Here is a 22,702-nt window from a genome sequence, read left to right on the forward strand (position 1 = left end):
TGGCTTCTTTTTCTGTCGAGGCAAGATGACCGGACGCGTCGCCACGTTCCTGAAAGTGCTTTTGAGTTGCCTGGCTCTGCTTGTCGCGGCCCAGGCATTTAATGGCATTTTGACCCTCTCCTCCCTTGAGCGCTTGTATTCGGATATTCTGACCTCAGGGTTTCGGATTTCCGGGCACGATGCGGCGTCGAAGATCGAAACGGCCATGCGGCTAGGCAAGCCGTTGGAGCGGTTCTTTGGATTCGATCGCCTGGAGGACGGTCTGCGTGAGGACCTTCCCGAAGCCCGCCATATCTTTCTGGTGACCGCCGATGGAACCGTCGTCCAGGGCTCCAAGCCCCCTCCGGCGGAAGCGGGACCTTTGGTCGCGGCCGCTTTGAGCCGCATGGACGTGAAGAAAGAGAAGGCGGAGTCCAGCCATGGCCTGTCTTCACTGATGGTGGAAGGCCAGGTGGACCGCTATGTGGTCTTCCCCCTGGTTAATCCGAATTCCACCTCCATTGATGGCGCGCTGGTGCTTGGCTTTTCCGCGGAATTGTTACGGGGCAAGCTCCAGGCCGTGGTGGAATCCAGCTTGGGCGGTTTCCTGTTGGCCACCGGGGCTGCCGCCCTGGTCTTGTTGCTGTCCATGAACATCATTATGCGTCAGGCCCGCATGAGTGGAGGCAAAGGGATTCGCTTCCTGTTCATTCCTGCGGTCATCCTGATTGGCGCCCAGGTGTTCCATTCTGTGGAAACGGTGCGCTTGTACCGGGACGCTTATGTGGACGCGGCCCGGGAAAGTATGTTCGATCTCATGGGGCAGGTACGCGACGACATCCAGTACGTTGTGAACAAGGGCTTGGGCATGGACCGGTTGCGGGGCATCGAAAAGCGCTTGGCCGATATGATCGTGGTCGTTCCCGAGCTCGCCGGACTGACCATTACCGATGCCACCGGTAAGGTGATGAACGAAGCCAAGGCCAAGGCCAACGAAAATGCAGAGGCCCTGACCAAGGGAGTCATCAACCTTTCGGGCATGGAGGCCGGTGACGACCGCCTGAAGTTGAGCATGGATATTGTCCGCACCGTGGATGGACAAAAGACCGTCGTTGGACATCTGAATGGCGAGCTGGATCCGGTGAAGCTGGAAATCAGTCTTCGCGACCGGGTTTTGGACGCGGCCACCGTGTTGCTGGTCTCGTTGTTTTTTATGTTCGAGATGTTCGTGTTGTTCGGCATCGCCATCCATCGCTCCTTGGCCCAGGACGCGGCCAAAGGCGTTTCCCTGCCCTCCATGGCCAAGGCCAAAGCCTCGGCGAGGGAGAAGGATGAGCAGGCCAACCGGCACCTCTTGGCCCGTCCTATCGGATTCGCTTTGCTGTTTGCCTGGGCCATGCCGCTCTCCTTCATCCCCTTGCGCATGCGCGAATTGCCGGATCTGGGCTTGGATATCTCGCCGTCCCTGCTGCTTGCCTTGCCCCTTTCGGTGGAGGCCCTCTGCGCCCTGTGTACGGCCCTGTTGGCCGGGCGCTTGTCCGACCGCTACGGGTGGCGGTTGCCCTTTATGGCGGGGTTGGTGGTGAGTGTCGCGGGGGCGGTGGCCTCGGGGCTGGCGACGGAGCCTGCCACCTTTATTGCATCGCGGGGGCTGACCGGGTTGGGGTACGGCCTGTCGTGGATGGGGATTCAGGGCTACATCTTCCAGCATGCCCCCCCGGGCGCAAGGGCTCAGGGGATTTCCAACCTCATTTCCGGTCTGCTGGCGGGCTATCTTTGTGGGACGGCGATTGGCGCCATGCTGGCGGAACGGTTCGGTTATGGTACGGTCTTCCTGATCTCCAGCGTTGTGATGGTCACACCGGGCATGCTCGCTGTGGTCTTCTTGCATCGCTATATGAAGGGCGGTCGGCCGGTGGAAGGCCGCAAGATGAATCCTGGAGCAGGTCACCCCAAGGGAAGCCTCTTCCACCTGCTCACGGACAGGCGGTTCCTGGCGGTGATGATTTTCTCCGTCGTGCCTTTTTCCGTCGCCCAGGTGGGACTGTTGTATTTCACTGTCCCCCTGTACCTGAACGAGCTGGGGCTCAATCAATCCAATATCGGGCGGATCCTAATGATCTATGGGATATCCGTGATCTATTTGGGGCCGATTATCAGCCGCCGGGTGGATGTAACCCAGGATAAGCGCTGGTATATCATCTCCGGTGGTGTTGTCGGTGCCCTGGGGCTGATGGGGTTGGTCTATGACGGTGGGCTCATGATGGTGGTTCTGGGGGTTTTCCTACTGGGGCTCTGCAGTTGTCTATCCGAATCGGCCCGTTCGGCCTTCGCCATGGCGCTGCCGGTGACCAAGGCCTATGGCACAACCTCGGCGATGAGCGTCCAGCGGGCGGCGGACAAGCTGGGACAGATGATCGGTCCCCTGATGTTGGGGGCCCTGTTCTCGACCCTGGGCATTCAGATGAGTGTGGCCTTGACCGGCAGCCTGTTCCTGCTGGCGACGGTCCTGTTCTTCTTCATGACCGGTGGTCTGTCCCCCCGTGTGCAGGCTGGGTCAACCGGTTCGGCGAAATAGGTCGATGGCCGCCTCTTTGATCGGACAGGACTTGCTTGGTCTGGAATTGGAGATGATCCCCGTCAATCTGTCGGACGGGAGCCTTCATGTCGTGGACGACGCCTATTTCCGTGCCCTGAACGCCCTGCGCGGTGGGGCAGACGAGGAAAAGGTTCTGGAGGGGCATGTCGTCGCCCTGTCCGGACCCCGGGGTGTGACGGGAATCGACAACGGGTTTGCGCTGTTGGAAACGGCCTTCGCCCCCCTGAACGCTTGTCCCGGTGTCATGGCCGAGTTGGAGGCCCTGGTTGCCCGGGAACTGTCGGAGATCTCCCAGGTCCTGAAGGGCCGGGGAGCGGCCTTGGTCAATCTGGCCCGCCATCCAGATGCACCCACGGACCACGCGGCTTGGCGGCGGCTGAAGGCCCCCCGGTCCATTTATGATTACTTGGTTCATGACCGGGGCTGGACTCATGCGGCAGGGTTTGATTCCCAGGCCCAGAATGGCCCCACCACGTCCATTGGTCCCGGGCAGGTCGTCGCCGCACTGAACATGTTGTTGCGCGCTGGACCGGCCTTCATCGCCCTGTTCGCCAACAGTCCCTTTGCCCAGGGGCGGGCCACGGGTCTGTTGGAATCCCGTATGACCCTTTGGGAGCGGGTCACGGCGACCTCTCGCGTTTCCGGAGACCGGGCCGTCGTTGGTCTGCCCGACGCACCGTTCCGGGATCTCGCAGACTACTTCACCTGGACCTTCGGGCGGGGCAGAGCGATGCTGGCCCTTCCCCCAGGAACAGGTCCCTATAAGGGAGAGGGGGGATTGGTGCGGGTGGTCGGGGATCCCTGCTTCCTCGATTTCCTGGCAGGTGGCCCCTGGCAGGCCCATGCCATTGGACCCGGCGGCGCCGATCGGGAGAAGTGCCAGGAGGTGTCGCCCCAACTGGCCCATGTGGACGCTTTGCAATGGTCTAATTTTCTGGATTTCCGCATCCGCTATGCCCTGACCGGGGCGGAGGAGGGGCCGGGGGCGTTCCTCGATGCCCTCCGGAAACCGGGGGAGATGGAGGCATTTTTCTCTGAAAAGGCGAGTAGTCTGTATCTGGAGAACCGGGTGGCCGGGGCCTGTTTTTCCGAGTCGCGGTCGAAGTTGGATCCAGAATCTCCGATTCGACGCTCGATGCCCCTCGCCGCGAGCGCTCTGCAGTGGGGTTTGATAAAAAATCTCGACCGGGCTGCGGCCACATTGGAAGGTGGGTGCTGGACCGATTTGGAAAGAGATCGGGAGGCGGCAATCCACGTCGGATTGGCTGACCCTGCGGTAAAAAAGCGAGTGGAGACGGTACTTCGCCTCGCCGAAGAGGGGCTGCCGGAAGAAGACCGGTGGGCCTTGTCCTATGCCTGGGACGTTTGGTCGACTGGTCGGTCGAATGCTGATCGAGCTCTGGAAACAGTCGCCTCTGACGGTATTGTGAGTTTAATACCTGCGCGTCTCTTGGTAGATTAGGGAAATGAGAAAGCCACTATAACCGCTTTGTTTTCTTAAATATTTCCCTGTAAATGGGCGTAAACGAACATGCTGGATCAATTGCTGGATGCCTTCCGGGCGCGCCATAGGGCGGTTCGGGTCCATCCCCGTCCCGTCGACCTGACCGACTGTTTCTGGTCTTCGGTGTCCAAGCGATATGTTTCTCCCCGGGGCTTCGGTGCCCTGGGAGGAGAGCGGCGTGTTCTGGCCTATATGATTGGAAATGCGCGCTTTGTGGAGAAGTACCTGCGGGACGACAATGGGGTGGTGGTCCGCGAAAATGGAACTCCGGTCATCCGTCCTTTCGGTCTGGATAACATGGTGAACGCCTGTCTCTGCCTGCGGGATATCCGAAATACGTCCTTCCACGAAATCTCCGATGCCTTGGAAGGGACCCACAAGATTCAAGGCTTTCGCCGCTGGCATATCCGCGAGATCGAGGACACCTTGACCCTCCTTCGACCGGGCTTCAATGCCAAGACGGACACTTGCTTTCTGTTTGCTGGGGCGCCGTCCCGCGCCCTGAATCGCATAGCGCTTTCGGCCCTTTGGCTGGAGCAGATGGTGACCCTTGGTGCACGGGCCTGTTCGACGATGGGCGAGCGGGAAGCGGATTTGATGGAGCGGGTTTTCCCTGAGGACGTGCTCGCCGGGAACCGGGAAGCGACCCTGCGGGCGGGCTATATGTGGGACCGGCCCCTGTGGCAGCCCCAGTCCGCTGAGTTTCTGGCCCGCAAGACCACGGCTCGCCGCGCCTGGATCACCTATGGCGGGCACCGGGCGGTCATGTGAGGAAGGGCGAGGGGAGGCTCTTTACAGAGCCTTCATGCGGACTCGCACGTCCGCAGGTTTGGCGAAATAGGGCGCACTGGTGACCAGGATTGCAGCGCCCGCCCGGGCGTACTCTGCGGCATTGGCCAGGGTTACCCCTCCTGCGGCGGCCAGGATGACCCGGTTGTCGACCCCTTCTTCCACGAGCCAAGCCGAGAGTTCGGTCACCTGTTCCGGAGAGAAACGCTCCAACTGGAGAACATCGACGCCTCCCTGAACGGCGGCATGGGCTTCCTCCGGGTCGCAGACTTCTGCGACGACTTTCTTCTCCGGGCAGAGGCTGCGCAGCTGGCTCAAATGGGTCCGCATCTCCTCCTTGGTCAGAAAGCAGCGGTGTTCGGCGAAGACCAGCAGGGTTTCCGAGAGCCCCAGGCGGTGCACGGAGGCGCCCCCCGCTTTCACGGCCTTGACCGCGAGCGCCCGGGTGCCGGGAAAGGGTTTTCGTGTGGTCACCACTTGGACATTCGGATTTTCGGTTCGGGCGGCATCCACCAGGGCTCGTGCGGTGGTGGCGATGCCCGAGGAATATTCCATCAGGTTCTGAGCCACCTTCCAGGCCCGATGCAGGCTTGCAGCGGGACCTTCTACCCGCAGCAGCATGTCGTCAGCCGCCATCCGCTCTCCGGAGGCCGCGTGCAGCATGCTCCGACATCCGGTCAGTTCGCAAAGTCGGGCGGCGTCCTCGACCCCTGCGGCGACCATGGACCCCCGGGCGGCGAAGCTCATCAGTCCCAACCGATCGCCGATTCCCAGGGAGTGGGTGGTCAGGTCCCCATGGGGGGTGTCCTCCTCCAAAAGGGCTTGGAGCGCGCCATCGGACAGACGGGATGTGGGCATGGTTCGTGTCTCTTTCCACCTTTATGTGTGTGCAGGGGCAGTTTACTCGGCGCCTGGACTGCTTGGCATTGACAAAGCGCACCGCCTCGGACCGGTCACAGGGGGGTCATGCAGTGGATCCTCTGGACACGGAGCGGTCCGGACGGGGCTATGGGGGTGACCTCGATGTCCCGGTAGTCCCGAATGGCCGGATAGGGAGGGTCGAGGGGGGCGACATGGGTTGCGGTGATGGCCAGGACAGAGGCGCCTGCGGCCTCTCCCGCTTGAAGGCCGGCGGGGGCATCTTCGAACACCAGGCAGTCGGCGATGGGAAGACCCAGCTTTTCGGCGGCGAGCAAGTAGCCTTGCGGGTCGGGCTTGCCCCGTGTGACATCTTCGCCGGTGACCATGATCCGGGGGAAGGGAAGGCCCGCAACGGAGATCCGCAAACGGGCGAGGGCGGCCGGAGCGGAGGTGACGATGGCCCACCGGTCCGGCGGCAGGGCTTCGAGCAAGGCCTTGGCCCCGGAGATGGCAATGACGCCCTCGCTGTCAGCCAGCTCCCGTTCCAGAAGAATGGCGGCTTCTGTCTGGGGATCGATATGGGGCAGGTTCATGCGGGCGATGACGTCAACGGCCCGAACCCCGTGGGGCATGGACCGGATGACGGCGTCGGGAATGCCCCGGTCCTTGGCCCATGTGGCCCAAACCCGCTCCACTGCGGGGATGGAATTCAGGATGGTGCCATCCATGTCGAACAGCAAGGCGGCATGCGTGCGATTTTCTGTCATGGGACCTGTCATTGGGATGCAGTTATTGGCGGCCGGTACCATCCATGGGACGTTGGGCTTCGCGGCCACCGGGGCGGTACCGATCCATCACCCTATCGAGGGAGTCGTTGGTGATGTCCGGATTGGCCTTCTGAAGGCAGGGCAGCAAAACGGCTTTGTTGGCGTGAACCCGTTTGGTGGTGGTGCGCTGGCCCGCGCCCACGGGATTGACATTGTTGAAACAGGCCACGAATTGGTCCGGCGTAATCCCCAAATCGGCGCTGATCCTACCTACCGGGCGCTTGGGGTCGTTGCGTAATGGAGCGGGGTTCTGGCCCTGACCGGGGGGAGGGGGTGGTGGCTGGGTTTGCGCTTGGGCAGCGGGGATGATCAGAAGAACGGTTGCGATCAGAGGTGCGAAAAGACAGCGTGGGCACATGTCTGGGGTCCCTTTCCATGATCCACTCGTTTCGATAAGACAGGCTACCATGGATGGGGAGAGAGAGAAATCTGGCGAGGCGGCAGGCTTGCGGTTTCGCTCCACCGAGAGTGCTTCGAGATCAAGTTGGGCCACTTTGCGGCCCAACTTGATCTCGAAGGTACTCTAAACTCACTCTAAAACAACGGGCCGGTTGTGGCGAACCCGGTCGGCTCGGGCGGTTTCCATGACCCGGGCCACGGTTTCGCGGGGGTGGTCCTCCGGCGTCAGCGCAGCGAGCAGGCCCGTCAGGTTCGACAGGGCCTCCACCACCAGATGGATCACCAAGCCGTCCTTCTGCACCCGGCCCGTTACCATCAGCAAACGCCCGCCCATGACAGTCTGGCGGTGGGCCTCGAAGACCTTGGGCCAGACCACCAGATTGGCGATGGCGTCCTCATCTTCCAGGGTGATGAACACAACGCCCGAAGCGCTGCCCGGCCTCTGGCGGCAGACGGCGAGCCCGGCGATGGTCACCTTCGCCCCGTCGGGCAGGCTTTCCAGCTTGCGGCAGGGCTGGGCGCCCGCCTGGGTGAGCCGTCCGCGCAGGAGCCCCAGGGGGTGGGCGCGCAGACTGAGGCGCAGGGCGCTGTAATCTTCGGTCAAGGCCTCGCCGGGGGAGAGGTCGCGGAAGTGGATGTCGTGCTCTACTAGTAGATCTGGCCCCCGAGTGGGATCGGCTTGGCGTTTTTCGGCGGCTTCGAACAGGGGGAGAGGTTGGGCCTTCAGGGCTTTTACGGCCCAAAGGGCACCGCGCCGCTCCAGGCCCAGGCTGGCGAAGGCATCCGCCTGGGTGAGCTTGTCGAGCAGGGGGGCCTCCACCCCGGCCCGGCGCCAGACCGCATGGGGGTCGCCATAGCCTTTGCCCCTTGCCGTGCTGATGGCCCGGGCGGTGGTTTCCGGAAACCCCTTGATCTGGCGGAATCCCAAGCGCAGGGCCACGCCTCGTTTGCCGCCGGGGCGTTGAAAAACCTCCAATTGGTTGTCCCAGTCCGAGGCGTTGATGTCCACCGGTCGCACCTCTACCCCGTGTTCCCGGGCGTCGCGGACGATCTGGGCCGGGGAATAGAAGCCCATGGGCTGGCTGTTGAGCAGGGCACAGGCGAAGGCCGCAGGGTAATGGCGCTTCAGCCAGGCCGAGACGTAGACGAGCAGGGCGAAACTGGCGGCGTGGCTTTCCGGGAAGCCGTAGTCGCCGAACCCTTCGATCTGGCGAAAACACCGTTCGGCGAAGGCCGGGGTGTAGCCATTGGCGGTCATGCCCGCGAGGAACTTTTCCCGGTAGGTCCCCAGGGCACCGGTGCGGCGGAAGGCGGCCATGGATCGGCGCAGACCATCGGCTTCCTCGGCGGTGAAACCCGCGCCCTCAATGGCAATGCGCATGGCCTGTTCCTGGAACAGGGGCACACCCAAGGTCTTCTCCAGGACTCGCCGGAGGGTTTCGGAGGGGTAATCGACTTTCTCCTCGCCTCGGCGGCGGCGCAGGTAGGGGTGGACCATGTCCCCTTGGATGGGGCCGGGGCGGACGATGGCCACTTCGATCACCAGATCATAGTAGGTCCGAGGCTGTAGGCGGGGAAGCATGGACATCTGGGCGCGGCTTTCCACCTGGAAGACCCCCAGGCTGTCCGCCCGGCAGAGCATCTCGTAGGTGTCGGGGTCCTTGTCGGGTACGGTGGCCAGGGTCAGGGGGCGGTGATGGTGGCGGGCCACCAGATCCAGGGCCTTGCGGATGCAACTGAGCATACCGAGCGCGAGCACGTCGATTTTGAGGATCCCCAGGGCATCCAGGTCATCCTTGTCCCATTGGATGACCGTGCGGTTTTCCATGGCCGCGTTCTCGATCGGCACCACCTCCGACAGGGGGCCGCGGGTGAGCACGAAGCCCCCCACATGCTGGGAGAGATGGCGGGGGAATCCCACCAGCGCCTCGGCCAGACGCAGAGTCAGGGCCAGCCGAGGCTCCCTGGGGTCGAGACCGCTTTCCCGGATCCGGGTTTCCTCCGGTATCCGGGATGAGGACCCCCAAACGGTGGCGGCCAGGGCTGCCGTGGCGTCCTGGGACAGGCCCATGACCTTGCCGACTTCGCGTAGGGCACTTCGGGCGCGCCAGGTGATGACCGTGGCCGCCAGTCCGGCCCGGTCCCGGCCATATTTCTGGTAGATATATTGGATGATCTCTTCCCGCCGTTCGTGTTCGAAATCCACGTCGATGTCGGGGGGCTCGTCCCGGGCCGCAGAGATGAACCGCTCGAATAGCAGGTCGACCCGTTCGGGATCCACGGCGGTGATCCCCAGGCAATAGCAGACGGCGGAGTTGGCGGCAGAACCCCGCCCCTGGCAAAGGATCCCCCGGGCCCGGGCCTCGGCCACGATGTCGTGGACGGTCAGAAAATAGGGAGCGTAGCCCAGCTTGCCGATGATCGCCAGTTCCTTGTCCAGACGCGCGCGGGTGCCCGGGGGGACACCCTTGGGATAGCGGCGGGCGGCGCCCTCGGTCGTCAGGCGAGCCAGCCGGTCATGGGGGATCTCTCCGGGTGCGAGGTCCGTGTCGGGGTATTCGTATCGCAGTTCATCCAGGGAGAAGCGGCAGGCCTGGGCGATCTCCACGGAGCGGGCCAGGGCCTCGGGATGGGCGGCCATCAGGGCGGCCATGGCCGCAGGCGCGCGAAGGTGGGCCTCGTCGTTGGGGGCGAGGAGTAGGCCCGCCGTCTCGATGGTAACATGGTGGCGCAGGCAGGTCAGGACATCCAATAACGGTTTCCGCTGGGGGGTGTGCATGCGCGCGCCGCCCAGGGCCAGGGGGGCAACCCCCTCCGCCTCGGCCAGCCGGGCCAACCGCCAGAGATGGCGGGCGTCTGTGCCATCCAACCGGGGCCGGAGCCCCAGGGAGAGGCGTGGACCCGCAACCGTCTTCCAATGGCGCAAGTGATCGACGAAATCCGCGTTTGCTCCGGGATCGGTCAACCCCTCCGGCGGCAAGAGGGTGAGCCATTGGCCCTCGGCCTGGGCTTCGATGTCCGCCCGGGTCAGGTGGCACTCGCCCTTTGGCGCTGCCCGCCGCCCGCTGGTCAGGAGCCGGGACAGGCGGCCATAGGCAGCCCTGTCCTCCGGATGGCAGAGCAGCTCCGGCCCATGGCCGGGCAAGGGGGAGAGAAGGGCGCCGACGATGAGGGGCAGGCCCGTCCGCTTGGCCGCCACATGGGCACGGACCACTCCGGCGAGGCTGTTGCGGTCGGTGATTGCCAGGGCGGTGAGACCCAGAGCACCGGCGGTGAGCACCAGTTCGTCCGGGTGAGACGCGGCCTCCAGGAAGCTGTAGTTGGTCTGGGCGAACAACTCCGCATAGGCCGGAGGAAGGGGAGGGCTCATCGTGGCATTCCGTGACCCGGTGGGGGATGGGCGTGGAGAAGGCGGGAGTGATGTTCTTTTGTCGTCGTCCCCGTGTTGGCGTTGAGGAATACGCGTGTTTCATTTTACTTCGTCATATTTTTATTTCGTCATGCCCGTGAAAACGGGCATCCAGGGTTGATTTCGGTGTCACTGTTGAAGTGCGCTCCTGTTGCGTTGATCGCTTCCGTCCTCGGTTTCCACCCTGGATTCCCGCGTACGCGGGAATGACGACTGAAATGAAATTGATTTCGGGTTGAGCCCTCAAGGGAAGATGCCATGGACAAACCAGCGGGTGCCCCCTCGGAAGAGCCAGAGACGGCGGCCGTCCTCGGCTTCGACCCGCCAGTAAGCGCGGGCGGGGGCGTCGTTCTCCAGCCACCAGTCCGGATCGATGCGTTCTGGCCCGGCATGGTGGAGGACCTTTTGCGGGGCGCCTTGGCGGCTGAGGGCCAGGGTCTGGGGAGCGCCCTCCGGTCCCACGGTCACCCGGGCGGGCAGGGGGCGGGGGAAGAGGCGGGCCGGGCGGGTGGCCACCACGGTATGAGGCGCCACTGTATGATCCGGGGCGGGGACGGTCTGAGCCGGAGCTTTCATCGCCATGCCCAGGGGACTCTCCTGTGTGGTGTGTTCGGGCTGGTGGGCTGGATGGGGCAGGGGGCGGCGGGGACCACCGAGGGATCCCAAACGCCCCATCAGCCGGTCGGCGAGCAGGGCCAGATCCTGGGCCGCCCGGGGGGATCCCTCCCGGGGGCGGCCTTCCTCGGCCAGGGCTGCGCGGGTCAGGTCCTCCTGGGCGGGGGAGAGGCTGTCCGTCGCGAGTAGCCCCAGGGCCATGGCCTCGATGCCGAACCCGGCGTCCAAAGCATCCAGGCGGTCCTGGAACAGGCGTGCCAGATGGGCCGGATCCCGGGTGGGCAGGTTGGTGCCGACGCGACAGCGGGAGACGGAGCCATCGACGCGATAGACGGACAGTTCCACCATCCGGGCCCCCCGGCGTTCCCGCTCCAGGGGGGAGAGCAGGGCGGTCAGCAACCGGTCCAGGGCGGCGGTGACGGCGCTGGTCGTGGCGATGGGCTCGGGGAAGGAGAGGCGGACGATATCCGGTGCCACCGGGCGGCGTGGCGAGAGGGGCTCGGGCAGGCGGCCCAGGGCTTGATCGAGGCGACGCAAGGCTTCGAGCCCCAGTCGGGTGGCCAGGGGGCCCCGGGGTAGGCTGGCAAGCGCGGCGATGTCTCGCGCACCCAGGCGGCGCAGGGTATCGATCACAGGAAGAGAGAGGCGCAGGGCCGCCAGTGGCAGACTGCCCAGCAATTGGCGGTGGGCTCCCTCGGGCAGGAGGGCGATGTCGTGCCTGTCGGTCATGAAATGGGCCGCAGCCCAGGCGGCGCCCGGCGTATCCGCCACCCCCAGGCGGGCGCTGAAGCCCAGGCGGGCCAGGGCGTCGTGAATGGTCTGGAGCAGCCGTTCCTCCCCCCCGAAAAGATGGGCGCAGCCGGTGATATCGAGCCAGAGCCCAGCCCCCTGGCCCTGGGATCCGTCGCCGGGGTTCTCCTCGGCGACCAGGGGGGTGAACCGACCGCACCAATCGGCCAGCCCCTCCAGCACCCGGGCGTCCTCCGTCGGATCGGCCTCGGTGACGGTCAGATGGGGCAGGAGGGCTCGGGCGTCCGCCAGGGGGAGACCCGGCCCCAATCCCTCCCCCTGGGCGACCCCATTCACAGCAGCGAGGACCAGAGCCCCATGGCGCGGGGCAAGGGTGGCGAAGGGTTGATCCCGGCGGGAGGCCTGGGGGGCTCCCGTTCGAGTCATCCGGTCGGTCTGAAAGGTTGGCAGCCAGAGAGAGATTACCCGTTTCATCGGTCCACCCCAAGGTCGAGTTTGTTCTCTCTATGTTCTAGTTCTTCTTTTGTTCCTTTTCAAGGGATTTTAGACCCTTTGAACGGGGGCCGACTGAGGACCTGATTTTGAACCGTATCACGGGTCATCAATCGCGGAGAGGGTTCCCGTCTCGTCGTCCCATTCCATGGTCCAACGTCGTGGAGTCCCCCCCCGACAGCGTTCCAGGGCGACGTGCCACCGGGCGGGGCCGGGGCCACCCCAGGGGGGGGGATGGGAGGGCAGGGTTTCAAGTCTCCAGCGGGTCGTGGCCGTACCCGGTGCTCCACCGGCGCCCCGGCTATCCATTGCCGGGTCGAGCAGGGGATCCCCCTGTCGATCACGGGGCAGGCGACTGAGGACCAGGCCGGTTGTTCCTCCAGCCTCTGCCGCCAGCTGAAGGCGCCGGGCGGCGGTCAGGTCCAAGCGGTCCACTTGGCCGATTACGGTGCCCAGGGCCGGACAGCGCAGACCTTCCTCCATGGACCAGAGAACCCCGGCCCCGTCCGGGCTGCGGACCAGGAGCAGGCGCCCGGGGCTGAGGCCGAGGGCGGCCAGTCCAGGTGCGTGGATGGTATCATCGCGTCCGGCTTCCAGACACCACAGAACCGGTCCCCGGCCTTCGGACAATCGGGCGGCGAGAAGGCTGGCGAAGGCGGTGGCCGCCCCGTCGAAGGCCATCGGTCCGGCGACCACCTGGTGCAGGCAGGCCAGGGGCAGCCCCCCCCAAGGCAGGGCCGCGTCTACTATGCTCAGGCCCAGGGAACGGACCGGCGCCGGAGGGCGCCCCCCCCGCTCGACACGGCGCACCTGGGCACGCAGAGCATCCAGATTGTTGGGAGGATGTGGCATGTTATGTTCCTGTATTGTTCTTTTTGTGTGTTCTATGTCCTGTTTCGTTTGAAGGCAAGGGAGATTGAGGGGCGATTTCGTTAGGATGGTTCCGTTGGGGAGGGATCGAGTGCGGTCATACCAAGCGGCCGCCGCGCCTTCTGGCGCGTTAAAGCCTGCGTGGCGCTTGAATGTGCGAAAAGCAGCGTGGGTTTCAACCCGAGCTGCTTGGGATAAGTCCGCTTTGCCGGACGGCCCACTTGGGGTAGCGTGACAGTTCGATCTATTTGGGTGCTGTTTGCCCGCGTCCTTGAGTAGGTCTGCGCCGTGGGGCCATGTCGTAACTTCAAAGCAGTTCAAGTTTTGTGGTGCTCTTGCTGCGATCCCTCGCCGTTTCCTTTTGTGTTTCCTTGGATTTTCTACCAATGCGCTTTGTTTTGATTGTCATTACCCTGGCTGTTTTGGTTTGGGTCGCTGTTGTTGGAGATGCGGAACGTCGTGCGAACGCACATTTGGCTGACCAGTTACGTATCGTCCAAGCCGGTGTTGAGGTTACCCTGGAACAGGTCCGTCAGACGGAAGAGATGGCTCTGTCTTTCCTCATGGATCGACCAGGCCTGATCACAGCTCTGGAGACGGTCAATGGGGCGCAGACTGCCATTCAATGGGACACGACGCGGAAGGAATTGGACGCCTATTTGAATTATCGGCATGGGCAGTCCGCCGAGAGGATCCTTCAATCCCATGCCTTGCTGGACCAGGAAGGACGGGTGCTTTGGCGCGCTTCTGCAAGCGGTGCTCCCAGTGTGGATATGCGGGATCACTCCCCTCTGGTGGCCCGCGCCCTGATCCAGGCTCGTCCCGTCCAGGGTATGGTGCCGAATGAGGGGTATGTGGTGGTCAGCCCGCTGTTCGATGGGTCAACGGTGGTGGGGTTTTTAAAAGCCGTGGTGCCTTTTAACCGGCTTATCTCCGCCCTGAAGACGACGATGCCGATGGTTTCCTCTCTCCGGTTCCATATGGGGATAAAGCCGGATCTGGATTTCTGGGGGAAGGAGCAAGGGAGAGGCGGTCAAGGGAAGGGAGAGGTCTTCGACGCTTCTGTTCTGGCGGCGTTGGATCGTGATGCGTTGCTTCGGGGATTCGTCTCGGGTCAACCCTTTGCCCTGTTTGCCGAGGGCCGCATCGGCGCGGCGTTCTTCTTGCCTCTCCCAGATTTCCAGGGGCGGACCATGGGGTATTTGGTCGGAAGCTGGCCTACGGATGTCCATCAAACAATACAGTGGGTTATCTTTCCCTTGTTGATCGGCGGTAGCGTTCTACTGCTTCTGTTCTGTCTGGCCGTCTTGACGTTGAAGGTGATTTGGAAGCGTGTCGAACGAGACCGCAGCCATCTGGCTGCGGTCACCGACACCATGGCTGAGGGGCTTTGTGTCATGGATTCCTTTAATCGGATCGCCATGGTCAACACTGCGGCGGAAACCCTTCTTGGTTACAGGGCCGAGGAGATGATCGGCGCGAGCGCCCATGACCTGTTCCATGCCCATTCCAGCCATCAGACTCTCGATGCCTCTGCCCTGGGCCAGTGCGCGATCCAACAGGCGATCAGGGAACGGCGCAAGGTGCATCTGGAAACGGAATTTTTCCGACGTCGTTCGGGAGAGATCTTTCCCGTCGAGGTTTTCTGTTCCCCCGTCGATGAGGACGCCCTGGACCGGCGGCGCGCGAAGCTCCTGCGATCCCGATCTGTCTCCCACCGGGTCTTGGAGTGGCTCATGGGGTCGGTTTTCCCGGGGCGTAGCGAGCGTCGGTGGTCGGAGGAAGTGGCCGTGGTGACCTTCACCGACCTGTCCGAACGTCGCCATTCCGAAGCGACTCTGAACAAGCTCTCCCAGGCCGTGGAGCAAAGCTCCGCCAGCGTGGTCATCACCGATTCCGATGGAGTTATTGAATACGTCAATCCGGCCTTTACCCGGATCAGTGGATACGACGCCAGAGACGTCATCGGTCAGAAGTCCAGCCTGTTGCAATCCGGCCAGATTTCCAAGGAAACTTACGAGACTCTTTGGGCGACCATTACCAGTGGGCGTGCCTGGAAAGGGGAGTTTCATAACCGGCGAAAGGATGGATCCCTGTATTGGGAGCGGGCCACCATCGCGCCCATCCGTGCCGGAGAGGGGACCATTACCCATTTTGTCGCGGTTAAGGATGACATCACCGATTGGAAGAACGTAGAGCAGGAGCTGTTCCACCGTGCCAACTATGACACTCTGACAGGGTTGCCCAACCGCCAGTTTCTCATGGATCGCCTGACCACTGCGCTCGCCGTGGCCCAGCGGGAAGGCCATGGTGTTGCGGTTCTATTCATGGATTTGGATCGATTTAAGCAGGTCAATGATAGCATGGGGCATGCGGCGGGTGATGTGTTGCTGAAGCAGGCGGCTTCGCGCATGGCTGCGGTCTTGCGTCCACAAGATACTCTGGGGCGTTTGGGGGGAGATGAGTTTCTGGTGGTTTCGACCGGCCTGAAAAACGAGACCGAGGCTGCGAAGGTTGCGTCACGTCTGCTTGATGTTGTTCGAGAGCCCTTCACCATCGACAAGCGCGAGGCTTTCGTTTCCGGCAGCATTGGCATTGGCATAGGTCCGGGCGACTTTCCCGGTGATGACAACAAGGGGCCTGTGACAGCCCAGACTCTGTTGCGTCATGCGGACGCGGCCATGTATCTGGCCAAGGAGCAGGGGCGCGACGGCTACCACTTTTTCACGCCCGATCTGGAACGGAGCGCCCACCGTCGGTTGATCATCGAGACGGGGTTGCGGACCGCGACAACGGACGGCAGTCTGCGCTTGGCCTTCCAGCCGGTGGTTGAAACCGCCACAGGAAAGGTGATCAAGGTGGAAGCACTGCTGCGGTGGACGCATCCCCAACTGGGCGCTGTCGGGCCGGATGAGTTCATTCCCTTAGCTGAGGAGACAGGGCGGATCATTGATCTTGGCCATTGGGTGATCAAGGCGTCCTGCGACGCGGTCCTGGCCCTTGGCGTACCAGGGGACGGATCCTTCCGTCTGGCCTTTAATGTATCGAGTAAGCAATTCGCCGATGATGTGCTTGGCGCCATCACCCAGGCCCTGGAAAGTCGAAACCTGGATCCCAGGATGTTGGAGGTGGAAATCACTGAACGGTTGATGCTCGATCCGTCTTCTGATGCCCAAGATCAATTGAATGCCTTGCGCGCCATGGGCGTGCGGGTGGCGATCGACGATTTCGGAACGGGCTATTCAGCCCTGAGCTATCTGACCCATTTCCACATCGACACCTTGAAGATTGATAGGGGATTCGTTTCCGCGATCGTAGGGGATATGCGCGGGCAAGCGCTGATCGGAGCCATCACGGGCATGGCCCATGGGCTGGATTGCACGGTGGTTGCCGAAGGCGTGGAAACACCGGAGCAGGCGGGGTTGCTTCGGGATCTGGGGGTAGACGCTTTACAGGGGTATCTTTTGGGACGGCCCATGTCCCTGGAGGACTTGATGGATCGCTTTGGGGTTTCCACCGAATGGTCCATTCCGCTCCCCAAAGCGCATTCTGATTATGACGTGCTTCTTGGGGGACCCGATTAGAATAGGCCCTGACGTCTTTTTTTCACCACTCATCCCCTGCGGCAGACTGTCGAGCGCTTTAGAGTGCTCCGAGATCAAGTTGGGCCCCTTCGCGACCGGGGTACAGGACAGGGAGTGTTTTCCCGTCACGGGGCTTTGCCCCGTCCCCCACTGGGGCCGAAAGGCCCCAGACCCCAGACATTTAGTGGCCGAAAGGCCCCAGACCCCAGACATTAATTGGCCGAAAGGTCCCAGACCCCAGGTCCAAAAAAGACGAGACATCGAAGATACTCTCAGATTCACACCTTCGCCCCGATATCCCGCTTTCCCACCCGCTTGGCGCTGATAGTCAGGACGAGCCCCACCCAAACCAGCACCACAGCCAAGGAGGTCAGGTAGCTTGGGTCGGTCAAGAAGGTCGAGATGTCCTGGTAAAAGGGCGCGCGGATCAGAGTCATGCCATGGGCCACAGGGTTCAGCCAAATGATCACCTTCATCACGATCGGTAGCCCCTCGGTGGGGAAGAGCGCACCGGAGAGGAACCAAAGCGGCATCAAAACCAGCATCATCACCGCATGGAATCCCGAGGTGGAGGACATGCGCCAAGCCACCATGAAGCCAAGGCCCGTGTAGCCCAGGGAGACCAGCGCCAGGGTCACCAGAATGATCGGGTAGTTCTCAACGGGCATGGGGAAGCCCAGGAAGGGCGCGACGAGCAGCATGATCACCGCTTGGGTCAAGGCGATGGCCGCAGCCCCGCCAACTTTGCCCAGAACAATGGCCATGCGGGAGATGGGCGCCACCAGGACCCCTTGCAGGAACCCCTGGTCCCGGTCCTCAATCACGGTGATGGAGGAGAAGACACCGGCAAAGAGCACCATCATCATCAACACACCGGGGTAAAAATACTCGGTGTAGGTCATGCCCTCCATACCGGCAGGGCGGAAACTGGGCGACAGGCCCGCGCCCAGGACGATCCAGAACAGCAGGGGTTGGCCGATGGATCCGGCGACCCGTGAGGGCTGACGCATGAACCGTGTGTATTCGCGCTTGGCCAAGGTCCAGGCCACAGAGGCCATGCCCGCTGTGTTGGGTGCGGTCTGGGTGGCTGTGGGTGCGACGTAGGAGGAGGTGGTGTCTGTGGTTGTCGTGCTGTTGGTCATTCCGCAGCCTCCCCGGCCTGCGGATCGCTGGCCTGCTTTGTTACATGGATGAAGACGTCTTCCAGGGTCGGACGTTTTACGGCCACGCTGGTGACATCGTCACGGAAGTTCGACAAAATCGCGTCGATGGCTGGCACCGGCCCGCCTTCGGGGATCCTTTCGACGCGCACTTCATCCCCATGGCGACTGGTGGGAACGCCCAGGAGCAAGGCGATTCGGGGGGCCAGGGTCTCGGCATCAACCGCAGAGATCACCAGCATGTCCTGGCCCAATTGGTCGCGCAGGGCGTTGGGGGAATCGTGGGCGAGCAGAACGCCCTCGCGCATGATCGCCACCCGGTCGGCGTCTTCGGCTTCGGAAAAGACGTGGCTGGTCATCAGGACGGTCATGCCCCGCTCCCGCTGGATCCGGGTGAGGGTGTCCAGGAAGGCGCGGCGGGCCGCCGGGTCCAGGCCCGTTGTGGGCTCGTCCAGTAGCAATACCCGGGGGTGGGTCATCAGACATTTGGCCAGTTCCACCTGCCGGGCCAAGCCACCCGAAAGGGTGCCGACCTTGTCCTTCAACCGGTCCTTCAACCCGGACCAAGCCAGGGCCTCGTTCCGCCGATTGGTCAGGGTCGTCCCCGACAGGCCATACAGGCTTGCATGGATATCCAGGTTTTCCGCAACGCTCAGATGTTTGTCCACCGCAGGGGACTGGAAAACAACTCCCATCAAGCCCCGGGCCGCAGCCGGTTCCGCGAACAGGTCATGGCCACCGATGTGGACCGTTCCGGTGCTGGGCAGGCAGAGGCCGCAGAGGATGCGGAACAGGGTGGATTTGCCGCTGCCATTGGGACCGGCGAGGATGGTAAAGGCCCCCTCGGCCACCGAGAGAGAAAGCGACTGGATGGCGATGCGGGCAGGTTTGCCCCGGCGACCGGGGTAGGCGTGGGTCAGGCCCTTGATGCGGATCATGGCGTGGGTTCGGGCTCCGTTTTCAGACCAGGATGGGACGGGTGCGGGCTGGCGGAGGAGGACCCATGACCCACATCGGGGCAGGGGCCACACTCCACCTGAATGACGGAATGGCGGATCGCCCAACGAACCTCCAGCCGCTGTTTCAGCGAGGCGAGCGTAGCCTCCGGGTCGGCCTCATGTCCGACGACGACGTGGAAAGTGACCATCGGATGGTCCGGCGTCAAGCTCCAGGCGTGCAGGTGGTGGACGGCGGCCTCCCCCTCGACGGTGCGTTCCATGTCCAGGGACAGGGAGTGGATGTCCAGGCCGGGGGGGGTGCCCTCCACCAGCACATGGGCGCTTTCGCGGATGATGGCCAGGGCCGACCGGGCAACGAGGGCGGACACCAGAATGGAGAGCAAGGGGTCAGCGACGGTCCAGCCGGTGGCCAGGATGATGGCTGCGGCGAGGATCGCCGCTCCGGATCCCAATAGATCGCCCATCACATGGGCTAAGGCCGCCCGGGTGTTCAAATCCTTGTTGCCCCCATGTGCCCCATGCCCATGTCCCCCATGCCCGTGTGCATGACCGGCAGCGTCGCCTCCGTCCCCGGACAGGATGCGATAGACCGCGATATTCACCACCAAACCAAGAACAGCGATGAACATCATTGGTCCGGCGATCACCGGTTCAGGGCTGGTAACACGCGGAATGGCCTCAATCACGATCCAGATCGACAGGCCCATCAGCAACAGGCCATTGACGAAGGCGGCCAGCACCTCCAGCCGGTGCAATCCATAGGTTCGTCGGTCGTTGGCCGGTCGCCGAGCAAGGGTCATGGCCCCCAGGGCGAGGGCAAGCGCGCCCGTATCGCTGAGCATATGGGCCGCATCGGCCATCAGAGCCAGGGAGCCGGTGATCCAACCGCCAATAAGTTCGGCCACCATGAACCCACCGGTGAGGATCAGGGAGAGGGCCATACGATTCCGCCGCCCGTTGTCCTGATTCTGGGAAAATTCGGTGTGGAAGGAGGTCATATTATCGGGTCAATCCATTTGGGTGCGAACGCGTCTGGGCCGCGATCTTAGCCGTTTGGTCGCTGTGAACCCAAGGGAAACAAAAAAGGACTGGTAAACCGGCCTCGCACAGGACACAGTCCGCCCCTTCCACTTTAAATCACGCCCTCGTGTCCCGAGATGGTATCCCATGTCCCGCATTGAAGATGAAGTAAACCGTCGGCGCACCTTCGCCATCATCTCCCACCCCGACGCCGGTAAAACGACGCTGACCGAAAAGCTGTTGCTGTTCGGGGGCGCCATTCAGCTTGCCGGGGCGGTCAAAGCCCGAGGCGAGGCCCGTCGAGCCCGTTCGGACTGGATGAAGGTGGAACAAGAACGAGGCATTTCCGTGGCCTCGTCGGTGATGAGCTACGAATATGACGGGCGCGCCTTCAATTTGCTCGACACCCCGGGCCACGAAGACTTCAGCGAGGACACCTACCGCACCCTGACGGCGGTCGATAGCGCCATTATGGTGATCGATGCCGCCAAGGGCATCGAGGAACAGACCCGCAAGCTGTTCGAGGTCTGTCGTCTGCGGGACGTGCCCATTATCACCTTCATCAACAAGTTGGACCGGGAGGGGCGGGAGCCCTTCGAGCTGCTGGACGAGATCGAGCAGACCTTGGCCCTGGACGTCACCCCGGCGAGCTGGCCCATCGGCATGGGCCGGAGTTTCCTGGGGTGTTATGACCTGTTCCACGAGCGTCTGGCGCTGATGGCCAAGGGTGCCAAGGGTGGCATGCCGGATATGGGGGAAAGCTGCGAGGGTCTGGACGACCCCAAGCTGGACAGCATGCTGCCGGAAGATGCGGTTGCCAAACTGCGCGAGGACGTGGAGATGGCGCGGGTTCTTTGCCCGGAATTCGACGTCGAATCCTATCGCGCCGGCCATATGACACCGGTCTTCTTTGGCTCGGCGGTCAATAATTTTGGCGTGCGGGAGTTGCTGGAGGGTGTCGCTTCGCTCGCGCCCACGCCTCGGCCCCAGCCGACGGCCGACCGGGATGTGGAGCCGACGGAAAATAAGGTCTCGGGTTTCGTTTTCAAGATTCAGGCGAACATGGACCCCAAGCACCGGGACCGGATTGCCTTCGTCCGCCTGTGCTCTGGCCACTTTAAGCGGGGGATGAAGCTGGCCCATCCGCGGTCGGGCAAGCAGATCAATATGCATAATCCAGTGATCTTCCTGGCCCAGGACCGGGAGCTGGCCGAAGAGGCTTTCGCCGGGGATATCCTGGGTGTGCCCAACCATGGTCAGTTGCGGATCGGTGATGCCCTGACCGAGGGGGAAGCCCTGCGGTTCACTGGAATTCCGAGCTTTGCCCCCGAATTGCTGCAGAAGGTGCGGCCCATTGATCCCCTGCGTGCCAAGCATCTGGGCCGCGCCCTGCAACAGATCGCCGAGGAAGGCGCCGCCCGGGTCTTCAAGCCGGTCATGGGCTCGGACTGGGTGGTGGGGGTCGTCGGTGGCCTGCAGTTCGAGGTCCTGGCCGACCGGATCCGCACGGAATTCGATGTCCCGGTGATTTTCGAACCAACAACCCTTTATACGGCCCGTTGGGTTGCGGCGGAGGATCATTTGATCCTGAAGAAATTTCTGGATGGCAACCAGTCGGCCATGGCCGAGGACCACGATGGGGATCCGGTTTTCATGGCGCGCAACGCTTGGCACCTGGACCGCGCTCAGGAAGATTTTCCCAAGATTCAGTTCCATAAAACAAAGGAACAGGCATTCTGAGATCCGGATTGGGCTGGTAATCCAGCCAGGAAAGAAGGCGAGACCATGTCCATCCATGAAATCCTGTTGTTTTTTCCCGTGGCGTTGCTGATGGCTGCACCGTTCGGTCCCAGCAACTTCCTGGTCTTCACCAATGGCCTTCGCCATGGGAGTCTGCCAGCGGGCACGGCTGGCTTCGCCCGGATTTCCGCCTTCGCCATTCTGATCGCCGTCACGGCCATTGGCTTGGGTGCGGCCCTGTCTGAGGCCGCTTGGCTTCTCTTGGTCATTAAATGGTTTGGCATCGGCTATTTAGCCTACCTGGGCTGGCGGATCTGGCGAAGCCCGCCCCCGGATCTGGCTGCGGCCAGGACTTTGGGGCGCTCGTCCCGCGTGGTGTCCGTTTGGAGTTTGGCTCGGATGGAATTCACGACGGCCCTGGCGAATCCCAAGGCCATTCTGTATTTTACTGCCGCCTTTCCCCAGTTCATTGGCCAAACCGAGAACTTTACCGAACGGTTTCTGACCATGGGGGCGGTTTTCCTGGTCAGCGAATATCTGGTGTTGTGGGGCTATGCCTTCGCAGGGGGCGGGCTCGGGCGGGCAGGGTGGTTGGATTGGGCGCAAGGCTGGATCAACAGGGTCACCGGAGCCAGTTTCATTGGTTTCGCGGGTTGGATGGCCTTGAGGGAGTAGACCCCGTCTTCTTCTCAGCGATAGACCAAACTGCCCTCAATCGGACTCCCCGATTGAGGGCGGATCATTTGATCTAGACTCATATGGTGAGAGCATCGCATGGAGCGGGAAACCGGTTGTCCTATCCGCGTTCCCTAGGGTCCCCAGTTTCCCGCTCGATGGGCGAGAGTCCTCCGAGATCTATTTAACTAGAGCATGTTGCGTGAAATGTGATTCACGCAACATGCTCTAAACCTCTGATATTGAAGCAAATCGTCACGCCTACGGCGTGCGTTCCGCCCGTCGCAATCTGTTCCGGATTGCTCGGGATTTGCTCTAGAGTGAAACTGGGCCAGCTTGACTCAAGCTGATCCAATTTCACTCTAAGAGTTGATGAGATAGAAGTGTGAAATCCTAGGTTTTGGGGTAATTTAATACCCTGAGCTTCTACCTTATCCGAAGAAAGCGTTGTGAAGCGGAGGGCTTGAGGC

15 protein-coding genes are annotated in these 22,702 nt (G+C 62.6%); 6 read left to right on the forward strand and 9 right to left on the reverse strand.

The window, feature by feature from the left end:
* The first annotated feature begins 25 nt into the window (after nt 1–25).
* The 3 genes from ACLIRY_RS00420 to ACLIRY_RS00430 all read left to right on the forward strand — a co-directional run bounded on the left by ACLIRY_RS00420 (nt 26) and on the right by ACLIRY_RS00430 (nt 4,853).
* Nucleotides 26–2,557, forward strand: a complete 2,532-nt coding sequence (locus ACLIRY_RS00420; RefSeq protein WP_413203365.1) for an MFS transporter — start codon at nt 26–28, stop codon at nt 2,555–2,557.
* 4 nt (nt 2,558–2,561) lie between these two features.
* Nucleotides 2,562–4,040, forward strand: coding sequence for a glutamate-cysteine ligase family protein (locus ACLIRY_RS00425; RefSeq protein WP_413203366.1), 1,479 nt, complete (start codon nt 2,562–2,564; stop codon nt 4,038–4,040).
* 69 nt (nt 4,041–4,109) lie between these two features.
* The gene (locus ACLIRY_RS00430) at nt 4,110–4,853 is read left to right on the forward strand and encodes a hypothetical protein (protein WP_413203367.1); all 744 of its coding nucleotides are present in this window, start codon (nt 4,110–4,112) and stop codon (nt 4,851–4,853) included.
* A gap of 21 nt (nt 4,854–4,874) precedes the next feature.
* Here the strand turns inward: ACLIRY_RS00430 and modD are convergent, their stop codons facing one another.
* From modD to ACLIRY_RS00460, 6 genes are all read right to left on the reverse strand, one after another.
* Nucleotides 4,875–5,729, reverse strand: a complete 855-nt coding sequence (gene modD / locus ACLIRY_RS00435) for a ModD protein (RefSeq protein ID WP_413203368.1) — start codon at nt 5,727–5,729, stop codon at nt 4,875–4,877.
* Between the two features lie 95 nt (nt 5,730–5,824).
* Nucleotides 5,825–6,499 carry an HAD family hydrolase gene (locus tag ACLIRY_RS00440; protein ID WP_413203369.1) on the reverse strand — a complete coding sequence of 225 codons (675 nt, stop codon included), beginning with the start codon at nt 6,497–6,499 and terminating at the stop codon, nt 5,825–5,827.
* 22 nt (nt 6,500–6,521) lie between these two features.
* Nucleotides 6,522–6,917: a hypothetical protein gene (locus ACLIRY_RS00445; protein ID WP_413203370.1), complete on the reverse strand. Its 396-nt coding sequence runs from the start codon at nt 6,915–6,917 to the stop codon at nt 6,522–6,524.
* A gap of 171 nt (nt 6,918–7,088) precedes the next feature.
* Nucleotides 7,089–10,328, reverse strand: a complete 3,240-nt coding sequence (locus tag ACLIRY_RS00450) for an error-prone DNA polymerase (RefSeq protein WP_413203371.1) — start codon at nt 10,326–10,328, stop codon at nt 7,089–7,091.
* A gap of 282 nt (nt 10,329–10,610) precedes the next feature.
* Nucleotides 10,611–12,206 (reverse strand): hypothetical protein, encoded by a 1,596-nt coding sequence (locus ACLIRY_RS00455; RefSeq protein ID WP_413203372.1) that lies wholly within the window; start codon nt 12,204–12,206, stop codon nt 10,611–10,613.
* A 117-nt stretch (nt 12,207–12,323) separates the two neighbouring features.
* Complete coding sequence (locus ACLIRY_RS00460; RefSeq protein WP_413203373.1) at nt 12,324–13,076, reverse strand: ImuA family protein; 753 nt, start codon at nt 13,074–13,076, stop codon at nt 12,324–12,326.
* A 404-nt stretch (nt 13,077–13,480) separates the two neighbouring features.
* Between ACLIRY_RS00460 and ACLIRY_RS00465 the strand changes: the two genes are divergently transcribed.
* On the forward strand, nt 13,481–16,678 hold the full coding sequence (locus ACLIRY_RS00465; RefSeq protein ID WP_413203374.1) for an EAL domain-containing protein: 3,198 nt from the start codon (nt 13,481–13,483) through the stop codon (nt 16,676–16,678).
* Nucleotides 16,679–16,956: 278 nt separating this feature from the next.
* On the opposite strand, the gene ACLIRY_RS00470 is transcribed toward ACLIRY_RS00465, so the two are convergent.
* From ACLIRY_RS00470 to ACLIRY_RS00480, 3 genes are read right to left on the reverse strand one after another with little or no spacing between them, the layout of a single operon-like run.
* Nucleotides 16,957–17,820: an ABC transporter permease gene (locus ACLIRY_RS00470; protein ID WP_413203375.1), complete on the reverse strand. Its 864-nt coding sequence runs from the start codon at nt 17,818–17,820 to the stop codon at nt 16,957–16,959.
* Nucleotides 17,817–18,776, reverse strand: coding sequence for an ATP-binding cassette domain-containing protein (locus ACLIRY_RS00475; protein WP_413203376.1), 960 nt, complete (start codon nt 18,774–18,776; stop codon nt 17,817–17,819). The genes ACLIRY_RS00470 and ACLIRY_RS00475 overlap by 4 nt, the downstream gene beginning before the upstream one ends.
* Entirely contained in the window at nt 18,773–19,795 is a 1,023-nt protein-coding gene (locus ACLIRY_RS00480) for a cation diffusion facilitator family transporter (RefSeq protein ID WP_413203377.1), read from the reverse strand. The genes ACLIRY_RS00475 and ACLIRY_RS00480 overlap by 4 nt, the downstream gene beginning before the upstream one ends.
* A 169-nt stretch (nt 19,796–19,964) precedes the next feature.
* Here ACLIRY_RS00480 and ACLIRY_RS00485 point away from each other — a divergent pair, with 169 nt between their 5' ends.
* Nucleotides 19,965–21,557, forward strand: coding sequence for a peptide chain release factor 3 (locus tag ACLIRY_RS00485; protein WP_413203378.1), 1,593 nt, complete (start codon nt 19,965–19,967; stop codon nt 21,555–21,557).
* 45 nt (nt 21,558–21,602) lie between these two features.
* Nucleotides 21,603–22,232, forward strand: a complete 630-nt coding sequence (locus tag ACLIRY_RS00490; protein WP_413203379.1) for a LysE family translocator — start codon at nt 21,603–21,605, stop codon at nt 22,230–22,232.
* Nucleotides 22,233–22,702 lie beyond the last annotated feature (470 nt).

This window comes from Rhodospirillum sp. A1_3_36 (genome assembly GCF_047263945.1).
Classification (GTDB): Bacteria; Pseudomonadota; Alphaproteobacteria; order Rhodospirillales; family Rhodospirillaceae; genus Rhodospirillum.

Excerpts from the sequence above, each read along its gene's own strand:
- ACLIRY_RS00420 (WP_413203365.1), top strand. The coding sequence starts at position 26 with ATGACCGGACGCGTCGCCACGTTCCTGAAAGTGCTTTTGAGTTGCCTG.
- ACLIRY_RS00425 (WP_413203366.1), top strand. The coding sequence starts at position 2,562 with ATGGCCGCCTCTTTGATCGGACAGGACTTGCTTGGTCTGGAATTGGAG.
- ACLIRY_RS00430 (WP_413203367.1), top strand. The coding sequence starts at position 4,110 with ATGCTGGATCAATTGCTGGATGCCTTCCGGGCGCGCCATAGGGCGGTT.
- modD (WP_413203368.1), bottom strand. The coding sequence starts at position 5,729 with ATGCCCACATCCCGTCTGTCCGATGGCGCGCTCCAAGCCCTTTTGGAG.
- ACLIRY_RS00440 (WP_413203369.1), bottom strand. The coding sequence starts at position 6,499 with ATGACAGAAAATCGCACGCATGCCGCCTTGCTGTTCGACATGGATGGC.
- ACLIRY_RS00445 (WP_413203370.1), bottom strand. The coding sequence starts at position 6,917 with ATGTGCCCACGCTGTCTTTTCGCACCTCTGATCGCAACCGTTCTTCTG.
- ACLIRY_RS00450 (WP_413203371.1), bottom strand. The coding sequence starts at position 10,328 with ATGAGCCCTCCCCTTCCTCCGGCCTATGCGGAGTTGTTCGCCCAGACC.
- ACLIRY_RS00455 (WP_413203372.1), bottom strand. The coding sequence starts at position 12,206 with ATGAAACGGGTAATCTCTCTCTGGCTGCCAACCTTTCAGACCGACCGG.
- ACLIRY_RS00460 (WP_413203373.1), bottom strand. The coding sequence starts at position 13,076 with ATGCCACATCCTCCCAACAATCTGGATGCTCTGCGTGCCCAGGTGCGC.
- ACLIRY_RS00465 (WP_413203374.1), top strand. The coding sequence starts at position 13,481 with ATGCGCTTTGTTTTGATTGTCATTACCCTGGCTGTTTTGGTTTGGGTC.
- ACLIRY_RS00470 (WP_413203375.1), bottom strand. The coding sequence starts at position 17,820 with ATGACCAACAGCACGACAACCACAGACACCACCTCCTCCTACGTCGCA.
- ACLIRY_RS00475 (WP_413203376.1), bottom strand. The coding sequence starts at position 18,776 with ATGATCCGCATCAAGGGCCTGACCCACGCCTACCCCGGTCGCCGGGGC.
- ACLIRY_RS00480 (WP_413203377.1), bottom strand. The coding sequence starts at position 19,795 with ATGACCTCCTTCCACACCGAATTTTCCCAGAATCAGGACAACGGGCGG.
- ACLIRY_RS00485 (WP_413203378.1), top strand. The coding sequence starts at position 19,965 with ATGTCCCGCATTGAAGATGAAGTAAACCGTCGGCGCACCTTCGCCATC.
- ACLIRY_RS00490 (WP_413203379.1), top strand. The coding sequence starts at position 21,603 with ATGTCCATCCATGAAATCCTGTTGTTTTTTCCCGTGGCGTTGCTGATG.